Annotated in this window: 11 protein-coding genes; 2 read left to right on the forward strand and 9 right to left on the reverse strand. The window is 69.3% G+C overall.

Going from position 1 to position 12299, the window contains the following annotated elements; genetic code table 11:
• Nucleotides 1-242 precede the first annotated feature (242 nt).
• The 3 genes from ACFPQ9_RS19525 to thyX all read right to left on the reverse strand — a co-directional run bounded on the left by ACFPQ9_RS19525 (nt 243) and on the right by thyX (nt 3926).
• Nucleotides 243-1928 (reverse strand): ribonuclease J, encoded by a 1686-nt coding sequence (locus tag ACFPQ9_RS19525; RefSeq protein ID WP_380854498.1) that lies wholly within the window; start codon nt 1926-1928, stop codon nt 243-245.
• Between the two features lie 157 nt (nt 1929-2085).
• Entirely contained in the window at nt 2086-2985 is a 900-nt protein-coding gene (gene dapA / locus ACFPQ9_RS19530) for a 4-hydroxy-tetrahydrodipicolinate synthase (protein ID WP_380854500.1), read from the reverse strand.
• A gap of 200 nt (nt 2986-3185) precedes the next feature.
• On the reverse strand, nt 3186-3926 hold the full coding sequence (gene thyX, locus ACFPQ9_RS19535) for an FAD-dependent thymidylate synthase (protein WP_380854502.1): 741 nt from the start codon (nt 3924-3926) through the stop codon (nt 3186-3188).
• Nucleotides 3927-4144: 218 nt separating this feature from the next.
• Here thyX and ACFPQ9_RS19540 point away from each other — a divergent pair, with 218 nt between their 5' ends.
• Together ACFPQ9_RS19540 and ACFPQ9_RS19545 are read left to right on the forward strand one after the other, a co-directional pair.
• Nucleotides 4145-4381 (forward strand): hypothetical protein, encoded by a 237-nt coding sequence (locus tag ACFPQ9_RS19540; RefSeq protein ID WP_380854504.1) that lies wholly within the window; start codon nt 4145-4147, stop codon nt 4379-4381.
• A gap of 90 nt (nt 4382-4471) precedes the next feature.
• Complete coding sequence (locus ACFPQ9_RS19545) at nt 4472-5026, forward strand: PH domain-containing protein (protein ID WP_380854506.1); 555 nt, start codon at nt 4472-4474, stop codon at nt 5024-5026.
• A gap of 117 nt (nt 5027-5143) precedes the next feature.
• On the opposite strand, the gene ACFPQ9_RS19550 is transcribed toward ACFPQ9_RS19545, so the two are convergent.
• The 6 genes from ACFPQ9_RS19550 to eccD form a co-directional block, all read right to left on the reverse strand.
• Nucleotides 5144-5596: a tetratricopeptide repeat protein gene (locus tag ACFPQ9_RS19550; RefSeq protein WP_380854508.1), complete on the reverse strand. Its 453-nt coding sequence runs from the start codon at nt 5594-5596 to the stop codon at nt 5144-5146.
• Nucleotides 5596-6348, reverse strand: coding sequence for a 4-hydroxy-tetrahydrodipicolinate reductase (dapB, locus tag ACFPQ9_RS19555; RefSeq protein WP_380854510.1), 753 nt, complete (start codon nt 6346-6348; stop codon nt 5596-5598). The genes ACFPQ9_RS19550 and dapB overlap by 1 nt, the downstream gene beginning before the upstream one ends.
• Before the next feature lie 28 nt (nt 6349-6376).
• Entirely contained in the window at nt 6377-7756 is a 1380-nt protein-coding gene (locus ACFPQ9_RS19560) for a M16 family metallopeptidase (protein WP_380854512.1), read from the reverse strand.
• Nucleotides 7753-9981 (reverse strand): polyribonucleotide nucleotidyltransferase, encoded by a 2229-nt coding sequence (locus ACFPQ9_RS19565; RefSeq protein ID WP_380854514.1) that lies wholly within the window; start codon nt 9979-9981, stop codon nt 7753-7755. Before ACFPQ9_RS19565 ends, ACFPQ9_RS19560 begins: the two co-directional genes overlap by 4 nt.
• Before the next feature lie 290 nt (nt 9982-10271).
• Nucleotides 10272-10559 carry a 30S ribosomal protein S15 gene (gene rpsO / locus ACFPQ9_RS19570; RefSeq protein WP_062701899.1) on the reverse strand — a complete coding sequence of 96 codons (288 nt, stop codon included), beginning with the start codon at nt 10557-10559 and terminating at the stop codon, nt 10272-10274.
• A 195-nt stretch (nt 10560-10754) separates the two neighbouring features.
• Complete coding sequence (gene eccD / locus ACFPQ9_RS19575) at nt 10755-12212, reverse strand: type VII secretion integral membrane protein EccD (protein WP_380854517.1); 1458 nt, start codon at nt 12210-12212, stop codon at nt 10755-10757.
• Between the last annotated feature and the right edge of the window lie 87 nt (nt 12213-12299).

Consider the following 12299-nt stretch of genomic DNA (forward strand, 5'->3'; position numbering starts at 1 on the left):
TCTTTCCGATCCGATTTCCTCGGTGCTTTCCAGGTTCCCGCTCTCGCGTTTCCCTTTCCAGCGGTTCCGACTTTATCAGAGATTCTGAGTCGGAATTTCCGCCCCCTCCGGGGACTGATTCCGAGGCACGAAGCGCTCGGGTTCCCGGTCAGGCGGAGCCGTAAACGTACTGGAGCGGGGCGCCTCGATGCAAATCGAGGCGCCCCGCTCCTGGTTCACGCAGTCGAACGTCCGACGGACCGTCAGACCTCCACCACCACAGGCAGGATCATCGGCCTGCGCCGGTACGTGTCGGAGACCCACTTGCCCAGGGTCCGCCGCACCAGCTGTTGCAGCTGGTGGGGCTCGACCACACCGTCCTGGGCAGACCGCTCCAGTACCTCCGTGATCTTCGGGATGACGTCCGCGAAGGCGGAGTCCTCGATGCCGGAGCCGCGGGCCTGGATGTGCGGGCCGCCCGTGATCTTGCCGGTGGAGGAGTCCACCACCACGAAGACCGAGATGATGCCCTCGTCTCCGAGGATCTTGCGGTCCTTGAGCGCCGGCTCGCCCACGTCGCCGACCGAGAGGCCGTCGACGTACACGTATCCGGCCTGGACCTTGCCGGAGATCTTGGCCTTGCCCTCGATGAGGTCGACGACGACGCCGTCCTCGGCGATGACGATGCGGTCGTGCGGGACGCCGGTGAGGGCGCCCAGTTCGGCGTTGGCCCGCAGGTGGCGCCATTCGCCGTGCACCGGCATCAGGTTCTTCGGGCGGCAGATGTTGTAGAAGTACAGCAGCTCGCCGGCCGAGGCGTGGCCCGAGACGTGGACCTTGGCGTTGCCCTTGTGGACGACGTTCGCGCCCCAGCGGGTCAGTCCGTTGATCACGCGGTAAACCGCGTTCTCGTTGCCGGGGATGAGGGACGACGCCAGGATCACCGTGTCGCCGTCGACGATGCGGATCTGGTGGTCGCGGTTGGCCATCCTCGACAGGGCGGCCATCGGCTCGCCCTGGGAGCCCGTGCAGACGAGGACCACTTCGCTGTCCGGGAGGTCGTCGAGGGTCTTGACGTCCACCACCAGGCCCGGCGGGACCTTGAGGTAGCCCAGGTCGCGTGCGATGCCCATGTTGCGGACCATCGAGCGGCCGACGAAGGCGACCCGGCGGCCGTACTCGTGGGCCGCGTCCAGGATCTGCTGGATGCGGTGGATGTGGCTGGCGAAGCTCGCCACGATGATGCGCTTGCGGGCGCCCGCGAAGACCTGGCGCAGGACGTTGGAGATGTCCCGCTCGGGCGGGACGAAGCCCGGAACCTCCGCGTTCGTCGAGTCCGAGAGGAGGAGGTCGATTCCCTCCTCGCTCAGGCGTGCGAAGGCGTGTAGATCGGTGAGGCGGTTGTCCAGCGGGAGCTGGTCCATCTTGAAGTCGCCGGTGTGGACCGCCATGCCCGCGGGAGTGCGGATGGCCACGGCGAGGGCGTCGGGGATGGAGTGGTTGACCGCGACGAACTCGCAGTCGAAGGGACCGATGCGCTCGCGGTGCCCCTCCGCCACCTCGAGGGTGTACGGGCGGATGCGGTGCTCCTGGAGCTTGGCCTCGATCAGGGCGAGGGTCAGCTTGGAGCCGATCAGCGGGATGTCCGGCTTCTCGCGGAGCAGGAAGGGGACGCCGCCGATGTGGTCCTCGTGGCCATGGGTGAGGACGATGCCCTCGATGTCGTCGAGGCGGTCCCGGACGGACGAGAAGTCCGGCAGGATCAGGTCGATTCCGGGCTGCTCCTCCTCGGGGAAGAGCACTCCGCAGTCGACGATCAGCAGACGGCCGCCGTACTCGAAGACCGTCATGTTCCGGCCGATCTCGCCGAGACCGCCGAGCGGGGTGACCCGCAGGCCGCCTTCGGGGAGCGGCGGGGGCGGGCCGAGTTCAGGATGCGGATGACTCAAAAGACTCTCCTCACCACGCGCGCCACGTACCGGTCGGGCACGTGGCGCGCGTGACGTTCGTGCAGAAGCAGTTGTCGTTGTGTGTAGTGCGCAGGCACCGGTGGCCCGCTTATTCAGTTGTGGAGTCTGCTGCGCGGCCGGCGCGCGAAGTCTGGTGTTAGAGCTGTACCCCGCCGGCGGCAAGATCGATCTTGAGCTGCTCGATCTCCTCGGGTGAGCACTCCGCCATGGGGGCGCGCAGCGGCCCGGCGGGCAGGCTCTGGAGGGCGAGCGCTGCCTTGGTCGTCATGACGCCCTGGGTGCGGAACATGCCGGTGTAGACCGGGAGCAGCTTCTGGTGGATCTCGGTGGCCTTCTGGACGTCGCCGGAGACATACGCGTCGACGAGGGCGCGCAGATCGGGGGTGACGACGTGGCCGACGACCGAGACGAAGCCGACCGCGCCCACGGAGAGCAGCGGCAGGTTCAGCATGTCGTCGCCGGAGTACCAGGCGAGGCCGGAGCGGGCGATGGCCCAGCTGGCTCGGCCGAGGTCACCCTTCGCGTCCTTGTTGGCGACGATGCGCGGGTGCTCGGCCAGGCGGACGATCGTCTCGGTGTTGATCGGGACGCCGCTGCGGCCGGGGATGTCGTAGAGCATCACCGGCAGCTCGGTGCTGTCGGCGATGGCCTTGAAGTGCCGGTACAGGCCTTCCTGCGGGGGCTTGTTGTAGTACGGCGTGACGACCAGCAGACCGTGTGCGCCCACCTGCTGGGCCGCGCGGGCGAGCTCCAGGCTGTGGTGGGTGTTGTTGGTGCCGACTCCCGCCACCACGTGGGCCCGGTCGCCGACGGCCTCCACTACCGCTCGTACGAGGTCCGCTTTCTCCGCGTCGCTGGTGGTGGGGGACTCGCCGGTGGTGCCGTTGATGATCAGGCCGTCGTTGCCTGCGTCCACCAGGTGCGCGGCGAGCCGCTGTGCGCCGTCGATGTCGAGTGCGCCGTCCGCCGTGAAGGGCGTGATCATGGCGGTGAGGACCCGCCCGAAGGGGGTCTGCGGAGTGGAGGTCGGAGCCATGGGTTACACGCTACTCGTTGCGCACGGCCGGGTCTGCCCTCGGGGGGTGCGGGTAAGTCCGGACAAATATGGAGCCCGGCACTGCCTGCTCGGGGGTTCAAGCAGTGCCGGGTCCGTTTGATCAGGCTAGATGAACTTCTCTAAATGCCGCAATACGGACACTTCATGAGGCTGACGCCCGCCCCCGTGCCAGGGACTCGTTACGGCGCCACACGGCCGTTGGCATTGAAGGCGGCGTACGTCAGCGGCATGAGCCTGGCCCACTCCGCCTCCATCTTCTCGCCGACCATCTCGATCTCCCGCTGCGGGAAGGACGGAACCTTGGCCAGCTCGTGCTGGGTGCGCAGACCGAGGAAGTGCATGAGGGAGCGGGCGTTGCAGGTGGCGTACATCGAGGAGAACAGGCCGACGGGGAGGACGGCCCGGGCGACCTCGCGGGCGACGCCGGCGGCGAGCATCTCCTGGTAGGCCTCGTACGCCTGCCGGTAGGAGTCCTCCATGGTGCGGCCCACCAGCTCCTGCTGGGCCTGGGTGCCCTCCACGAAGACGTACTTGCCCGGGCGGCCCTCCTGGACCAGCTTGCGGGAGGCGTCGGGGACGTAGAAGACGGGCTGGAGCTCCCTGTAGCGGCCGCTCTCCTCGTTGTACGACCAGCCCACGCGGTGCCGCATGAACTCGCGGAAGACGAAGATCGGGGCGCTGATGAAGAAGGTCATCGAGTTGTGCTCGAAGGGGCTGCCGTGCCGGTCCCGCATCAGGTAGTTGATCAGGCCCTTGGAGCGCTCGGGGTCCTTCTGCAGCTCCTCCAGGGACTGCTCACCGGCGGTGGAGACGCGGGCAGCCCACAGCACGTCGGAGTCGGCCGCGCTGTGCTTGACCAGCTCGACGGAGACATCGCTGCGGAAGCTGGGCTTGAGGTCGTCGGCGGGGGTGTCGGTCACGGCTCGGGGGGTCCTTCCATCACTTCTGCGGGCGGCGCCCACTCTACGGGGCGGCACTGACAACGGGGCGTTCGGTGCCGGGTCGCGACATACGTCGGCGAACGTCAGCGAATTTCTGTGAATTCGGTGAAACCGGGCACCTTTTGGGGCACTCGCTCGTCTGTCTTGGTGACGGTCACCCATACGATCCAGATGCTCCCGAGAGGAGAAGACTCCCGATGTTCCGTCGGCGCGAGTCCGTACCCTTCGCCTTCCTCGCCGAAGCCGACCGATTCCGCAGCAATGTCGCTCCCCCGCCCCGTGAGCGGCCCTCCGCCGGTCAGATGGCCGGGCGCTGGCTGCTGGGGCTCACCATCGTCGCGGGGCTTGTGGGCTCGCTGGTGGTCGGTATGCCGGCCCTGTCGACCGACACCGGCTCACCGGCCCAGCAGTCCCAGGCGTCCCAGGGGCGCTGACCCCTTCGGACCCCCAAGGGTGGTGAGCGGGGACCCGGCTCGATAGCCTCACCGGGCACAGCCCATGCATGGATTGAGTGAGGACCAGCCGTGCCCCTGCCCTTCCTGACGGCCGATCGCGCTTTCGAGGCAGCCGACGACGTCGCGCTGCCCTTCGACGACCACGAGCGCTGGCGGCGGCCCTACCGCCCCGGTCCGTGGCGGGTGGGCGCGGCCGCGCTGTGGCTGCTGCTCGCCTCGTTCGTGCTGTTCGCGGCCGTCATCATCGCCCTGACCGGCACGATCAACGAGGCCGGTGTCGTCTTCGGCCTCGCGTTGGCCATCATCGCCGGTGCGCTGCGGCTGCTGCGCATGGGCGTGTGGGTGAGCTCGCGCGGGCTGCGGCAGGTCAAGTTCCTCGGCACACGGACGGTGCCCTGGGAGCAGGTCGCCGCGGTGCGCACGGTGCAGCAGCCGGTGCGCTGGCTGGGGCTGCCGCGCACGGTGCAGGGCCAGGGGCTGATGCTCGTACGGCATGGTCGTGGCGCGGACGACGTGCCGATGCTGATGACCACGCACAACGCCGACTTCCTCGCCCGGGGCGCGGCCTTCGACCGGGCCACCGACTCCATCGAGGCGTGGGCCGCGGAGAACGCGCGCGGCTGACCGCGCGGAGCAGGCGAAGGGGCCGGTCCGCCTGAGCGGACCGGCCCCTTCGGCATACGGCCGGGTAGGCGCCGTACGGATTCGGCGTACGGCGCGGTCGGCGCCGTACGGAGTCGATCAGGCCTCGACGGTTCTGCCGTCGTGCAGGGCGATGGCGCGCTGCATCGCCTTGCGGGCGCGCGGGGTGTCCCGGGCGTCGTGGTAGGCGACCGCGAGGCGGAACCAGCTGCGCCAGTCGTCCGGTGCCGCCTCCGTCTCGGCCTTGCGCCTGGCGAAGACCTCGTCGGCCGAGTCACGGTCGATGCGCCCGCTGGGCGTGCGCTTCAGCTCGTCGACGGGCAGACCGCCCTCGGCGTCGAGTTGGGCGGCCAGCGCATTGGCCCGGCGGACGAACTGGGTGTTCTTCCACAGGAACCACAGGCCGATCACCGGCAGGATCAGCACCGCCACGCCGAAGGTGACGGTGAGGACCGTGCCGGACTGGACGAGCATCACGCCACGGCTGCCGACCAGGACGAAGTAGACGACCAGGACGGCGGCCGTTATGGCGTAGGACAGCTTTGCGCGCATCAGCCCAGGTCCAGGAAGTGTTCCAGGCCGAAGGTGAGACCCGGAGTGGTCACCACGCGGCGCGCGCCGAGCAGGATGCCCGGCATGAAGCTGCTGTGGTGGAGGGAGTCGTGGCGGATGGTGAGGGTCTCGCCCTCGCCGCCGAGCAGGACCTCCTGGTGGGCCAGCAGTCCGCGCAGCCGGACGGAGTGGACGGGGACGCCGTCGACGTCCGCGCCGCGCGCGCCGTCCAGGGACGTCTCCGTGGCGTCCGGTGCCGGGGCCGTGCCCGCCTCGGCGCGGGCCGAGGCGATGAGCTGGGCCGTGCGCGTGGCCGTGCCGCTCGGGGCGTCGACCTTCTTCGGGTGGTGCAGTTCGACGACCTCGACCGACTCGAAGTAGGGCGCGGCGATCTGCGCGAACTTCATGTTCAGGACGGCCCCGATGGAGAAGTTCGGCGCGATGAGCACGCCGGTCTCCGGGGAGGCGGCCAGCCAGCCGTTCAGCTGCGCGAGGCGGTCGTCGGTCCAGCCCGTCGTACCGACGACCGCGTGGATGCCGTGGTTCACGCAGTAGTCGAGGTTGGCCATGACCGAGTCGGGCGTGGTCAGTTCGACGGCCACCTGGGCGCCCGTCTCCGCGAGGGTCTCCAGCTTGTCGCCCCGGCCGAGGGCGGCGACCAGCTCCATGTCCTCGGCGGCCTCGACCGCCCGTACCGCCTCGGAGCCGATACGGCCCTTGGCGCCGAGGACCGCCACGCGCAGCTTGCTCATCTCTTGTGCTTCCTTCAGCAGGGGGTGGTCAGGCGACGGCGTCGTTCAGCCGGGACGCCTGCTTGTCCTTCAGCGGGCCGATGACCGACAGCGAGGGCCGCCGGCCCAGGATGTCGCGGGCGACCGAGCGGACGTCGTCCGGGGTCACGGCCGCTATCCGGGTCAGCATGTCGTCGACGGACATCTGCTCGCCCCAGCACAGCTCACTCTTGCCGATCCGGTTCATGAGCGCACCGGTGTCCTCCAGACCGAGGACGGTGGAGCCGCGGAGCTGGCCGATGGCGCGGTCGATCTCGTCGTCGGACAGGCCGTGTTCGGCGACGTGGTCGAGTTCGTCGCGGCAGATCTTCAGCACGTCGTGGACCTGCGAGGGGCGGCAGCCCGCGTACACGCCGAACAGGCCGCAGTCGGCGAAGCCGGAGGTGTACGAGTAGACGCTGTAGGCCAGGCCGCGCTTCTCGCGGACCTCCTGGAAGAGGCGGGACGACATGCCGCCGCCCAGGGCCGTGTTCAGCACACCCAGCGCCCAGCGGCGCTCGTCCGTGCGGGCCAGGCCGGGCATGCCGAGGACGACATGGGCCTGCTCGGTCTTGCGGCCGAGGAGTTCGACGCGGCCCGCGGTGCGCAGGGCACGGCTGCCGCCTCGCGCGGCGATGGGGGCCGCGTCGCCGTTCTTGAAGGCACCGGCCTTCTCGAAGGCCGCGCGGACCTGTCGTACGACCTTGTTGTGGTCGATGTTGCCGGCGGCCGCCACGACCAGGTGCGTCGGGTCGTAGTGCTTCTTGTAGAAGCGGCGGATGCGGTCGGCGGTGAGGGCGTTGACGGTGTCGACGGTGCCGAGGACCGGGCGGCCGAGGGGGTTGTCGCCGAACATGGTGTGCGCGAACAGGTCGTGCACGCAGTCGCCCGGGTCGTCCTCGGTCATGGCGATCTCTTCGAGGATCGCGCCCCGCTCGACGTTGACGTCCTCTTCGAGGATCAGCGACCCCGTCAGCATGTCGCAGACGACGTCGATGGCGAGCGGCAGGTCGGTGTCGAGCACACGTGCGTAGTAGCAGGTGTACTCCTTCGCCGTGAACGCGTTCATCTCGCCGCCGACGGCGTCGATGGCGGCGGAGATGTCCAGGGCGGACCTGCGGGTGGTGCCCTTGAAGAGCAGGTGCTCCAGGTAGTGCGTGGCGCCGTTCAGGGCCGGCGTCTCGTCGCGGGAGCCGACGTGCGCCCAGATGCCGAAGGTCGCGGAGCGGACCGAGGGCAGGGTCTCGGTGACGATGCGCAGGCCGCCCGGGAGGGTGGTCTTACGGACGGTGCCGATGCCGTTCTCGCCCTTGATCAGGGTTTGGGTACGGGCGACGGCCCGCGCCTCCGAGGAGGTGCGGGCCGTCGCCGTGGAGCTACTCGACGTCACTTGTCGGAGTCGTCCTTCTTGTCCTCGGAGGCGTCGGCCCCTTCCTCGCCCTCGATCACGGGGACGAGGGAGAGCTTGCCGCGGGAGTCGATCTCGGCGATCTCGACCTGGACCTTCTGGCCCACGCCGAGGACGTCCTCGACGTTCTCCACGCGCTTGCCGCCGGCGAGCTTGCGGATCTGCGAGATGTGCAGCAGACCGTCCTTGCCCGGGAGCAGCGACACGAACGCGCCGAAGGTGGTGGTCTTGACGACCGTGCCCAGGTAGCGCTCGCCGACCTCCGGCATGGTCGGGTTGGCGATGCCGTTGATCGTGGTGCGGGCGGCCTCGGCGGCCGGGCCGTCGGCGGCACCGATGTAGATGGTGCCGTCGTCCTCGATCGTGATCTCGGCGCCGGTGTCCTCCTGGATCTGGTTGATCATCTTGCCCTTGGGGCCGATGACCTCGCCGATCTTGTCGACCGGGATCTTCACGGTGATGATCCGCGGCGCGTTCGGGGACATCTCGTCCGGCGTGTCGATCGCTTCCATCATCACGTCGAGGATGTGGAGGCGGGCGTCACGGGCCTGCTTGAGGGCCGCGGCCAGGACGGAGGCCGGGATGCCGTCCAGCTTGGTGTCGAGCTGGAGGGCGGTCACGAACTCCTTGGTGCCGGCGACCTTGAAGTCCATGTCGCCGAAGGCGTCCTCCGCACCGAGGATGTCGGTGAGGGTGACGTAGTGGGTCTCGCCCTCGATGTCCTGGGAGATCAGGCCCATGGCGATACCGGCGACGGGGGCCTTCAGCGGCACACCGGCGTTCAGCAGCGACATGGTGGAGGCGCAGACCGAGCCCATGGACGTCGAGCCGTTGGAGCTCAGAGCCTCGGAGACCTGGCGGATCGCGTAGGGGAACTCCTCGCGCGTCGGCAGGACCGGGACCAGTGCGCGCTCGGCGAGGGCGCCGTGGCCGATCTCGCGGCGCTTCGGGGAGCCGACGCGGCCGGTCTCGCCGGTGGAGTACGGCGGGAAGTTGTAGTTGTGCATATAGCGCTTGCGGGTCACCGGGGAGAGGGTGTCCAGCTGCTGCTCCATGCGGAGCATGTTGAGGGTGGTGACGCCCAGGATCTGGGTCTCGCCACGCTCGAACACCGCGGAGCCGTGCACGCGCGGGATGGCCTCGACCTCGGCGGCGAGCGTACGGATGTCCGTGACGCCACGGCCGTCGATGCGCTTCTTCTCCTTGATGACGCGCTCACGGACCAGGGTCTTGGTCAGCGAGCGGTACGCGGCGGAGATCTCCTTCTCGCGGCCCTCGAACTCCGGCAGGAGCTTCTCGGCGGCGAGCGCCTTGACGCGGTCCAGCTCGGACTCGCGCTCCTGCTTGCCGGCGATGGTCAGCGCGGAGGCGAGCTCCGGCTTGACGGCGGCGGTCAGGGCCTCGAGCACGTCGTCCTGGTAGTCCAGGAAGATCGGGAACTCGCCGGTCGGCTTGGCGGCCTTCGCGGCGAGGTCGGCCTGGGCCTTGCACAGGACCTTGATGAAGGGCTTCGCGGCTTCCAGACCGGCGGCGACGACCTCCTCGGTCGGGGCCTCGGCGCCACCCTGGACCAGCTTGATGGTCCCCTCGGTGGCCTCGGCCTCGACCATCATGATCGCGACGTCGCCGTCCTCCAGGGTGCGGCCCGCGACGACCATGTCGAAGACGGCGTCCTCGAGCTCGGTGTGCGTCGGGAAGGCCACCCACTGGCCGCGGATCAGCGCGACGCGGACGCCGCCGATCGGGCCGGAGAAGGGCAGACCGGCCAGCTGCGTGGACGCGGACGCGGCGTTGATCGCCACGACGTCGTACAGGTGGTCGGGGTTGAGCGCCATGATCGTGGCGACGACCTGGATCTCGTTGCGCAGGCCCTTCTTGAAGGACGGGCGCAGCGGGCGGTCGATGAGGCGGCAGGTGAGGATCGCGTCCTCGGAGGGACGGCCCTCACGGCGGAAGAAGCTGCCGGGGATCTTGCCGGCGGCGTACATCCGCTCCTCGACGTCCACCGTCAGGGGGAAGAAGTCGAGCTGGTCCTTGGGGTTCTTGGAGGCGGTGGTGGCCGACAGCACCATGGTGTCGTCGTCCAGGTACGCCACGGCGGAGCCGGCGGCCTGCTTGGCCAGGCGGCCGGTCTCGAAGCGGATGGTGCGGGTGCCGAAGGAGCCGTTGTCGATGACGGCCTCGGCGTAGTGGGTCTCGTTCTCCACTAGCGTTTTCTCCGTTACTTTTCGTCTTTTGTCCTGACCCGCCCGTGTGGCGGGGGGACGTACGCGGAGAAGCGCTCCATCTGGTGCGGGCCGGTCTTCGATCGAAGCACCCGGGGTTGATACCGCCCGGGGGCCACTACCGAGGACCGGCGGCGGCGAGGTGCACTTCTCCTCGTGGTACTGCGTTGTGCTACCACACTACAAAGTAGGTGTGACACTCCGCACGTTTCTGCACGTACGGCAAAGGGAGCGGCCCCCGATCCTCCGGGAACCGCTCCCCTCATGACGTCCTACTTGGCGCCCGCCGCACCACGGCGGATGCCGAGGCGGTCGACCAGCGTACGGAAGCGCTGGATGTCCTTCTTCGCCAGGTACTGGAGAAGACGGCGGCGCTGACCGACGAGGATCAGCAGACCACGACGCGAGTGGTGGTCGTGCTTGTGGGTCTTGAGGTGCTCGGTCAGGTCGGAGATCCGACGCGAGAGCATGGCGACCTGGACCTCGGGGGAGCCGGTGTCGCCCTCCTTCTGGCCGAACTCGGTGATGATCTGCTTCTTCGTAGCGGCGTCGAGCGGCACGCGTACTCCTCATGAGTCTTCTGTTGCCACCGAGTGCCCCTGGTCTGCTTCTCAGGGGGGCTTCCATGACTCGGGAGGCGGGGATCCGTAGGGCGCTTCCCCCGGTGGACCGGGGGCGCGTACACAAACGGCCGTCACACAGAGTACCAGCACGCGGGCACGCCCTTGACCGGCGGGCCCGCGCCCCGGCGGCGGTCAGACGCCGCCGCGCACCTTGCCGTAGACGTCGAGGACGGCCAGGCAGATCGGGACCAGGGAGAGCAGGACCAGCGAGTCGGCGAGGTCGAGCATGCGGCCCCAGAAGGGGGACAGGCCCTTCTGCGGGACGATCAGCGCGATCGCGATCAGCAGCAGCACACCGGCCCCGACGGAGGCGCCGAGCCACAGGGTGCGGACGTCGACCGGGCCGGAGTCGCCCTGGAGCAGATCGATGACGATGTCGGCCGGCGGCGAGATCGCCAGGCCCAGGACCAGCAGCGCGAGCGTGACGACACCGGCCACGAACAGGCACGTGACCTGCGCGGTGTAGCGGAACAGGCGGGCCCGCAGCATCGCGGCGAGGCCGGTGCACAGGGCCAGCAGCTGGGCCCAGCCGTTGTCGCTGAAGCCGAGCACGGCGCCGCCGGCGCCGATGATCACGGCGGCGCACCCGCCGACGAGGCCGAGCAGCAGTTCATGGCCGCGGCTGGTCTGGGCGACGATGCGCTGGACGTCGACGGCCTCGACGTCGCCCTCGCGGCCCTCACGGCGGGCGCGGGCCAGGTCCTCGGGGTTGCGGAAGCCGATCGGGAGCTTGGCGAAGCGGGAGGACCAGCCGGGCAGGAAGCCGACGACCGCCAGCGCGACGACCGAGGTGCCGGCGGCGATCTCCCGGGGCTCGGCCTCGGTGAGCACACCGCAGAACACGGCGAGGGTGCCGATCGCGGAGGCCAGCGCGGCGGCCACGAACGGGGCGTCGCCCTGCGGCAGCAGCATGATCAGTACGACGGAGCAGAGCAGGACGGCGACACAGCCGACGAGGAACTGGATCCGGCCCGGACCCTCGCCCGCGTCCTGCGGAATGGCGCCGGAGCCCGCGATGAGCGCGTGGGGCAGCGCCGAGATACCGAGCGCGACGGCGGAGCCACGGTCCTCGTACACCCGGGCCCGCACACCGGCGAGCGACATCAGGGCCACCGCGGTCACGCCGGCCAGGATGCCCTGCAGGCCGTGCATGTCGTGGCGCAGCGGATCCGCGAACCAGAAGACGAAGCCGAGCATGATCAGCAGCAGCGACCCCGCGACCAGGCCGGCGACCCGCATCAGGTTGTCGTTCCAGCTGCGGACGTCCTGCTTGACCGCGGCGGCGATGGCGTCGACGACGTCGTCGTGCACGGCCGGCGGCAGGGAGTCGGCGAAGGTGCGCAGCAGCAGCACCTCACCGTCCCTGACCCGGTGCTCCAGCAACGAACGGCTCGCGTCGAGTACTTGGCCCTCGCGGGTCACGAGGTGGTAACCGGCGGGACTGGTGTCCGACTGGACCAGGCCCGAGAGTCTGATGATCTCGGGAAAGAGGTCCTGGACCGGCAGGTCCTCCGGCAGCGCCACATCGACGCGACTGTCCGGCGCTGCGATGGTGATTCGGCAGAAACCTGTCGAAGTCCCCGTGCTCACCTGGTGTTCCCCCTGCTAGACAAGGCTCTTCGCACCGCTCCTACGGCGCGGGTCGCCACCTTATCCGCTGCCACCCCCGCGACAGGA

Source organism: Streptomyces coerulescens (assembly GCF_042657965.1).
Classification (GTDB): Bacteria; Actinomycetota; Actinomycetes; order Streptomycetales; family Streptomycetaceae; genus Streptomyces; species Streptomyces coerulescens.

Bases quoted from the DNA above. Each gene is read 5' to 3' on its own strand.
- dapA (WP_380854500.1), bottom strand. From the start codon at position 2,985: ATGGCTCCGACCTCCACTCCGCAGACCCCCTTCGGGCGGGTCCTCACC.
- ACFPQ9_RS19540 (WP_380854504.1), top strand. From the start codon at position 4,145: ATGTTCCGTCGGCGCGAGTCCGTACCCTTCGCCTTCCTCGCCGAAGCC.
- ACFPQ9_RS19550 (WP_380854508.1), bottom strand. From the start codon at position 5,596: ATGCGCGCAAAGCTGTCCTACGCCATAACGGCCGCCGTCCTGGTCGTC.
- dapB (WP_380854510.1), bottom strand. From the start codon at position 6,348: ATGAGCAAGCTGCGCGTGGCGGTCCTCGGCGCCAAGGGCCGTATCGGC.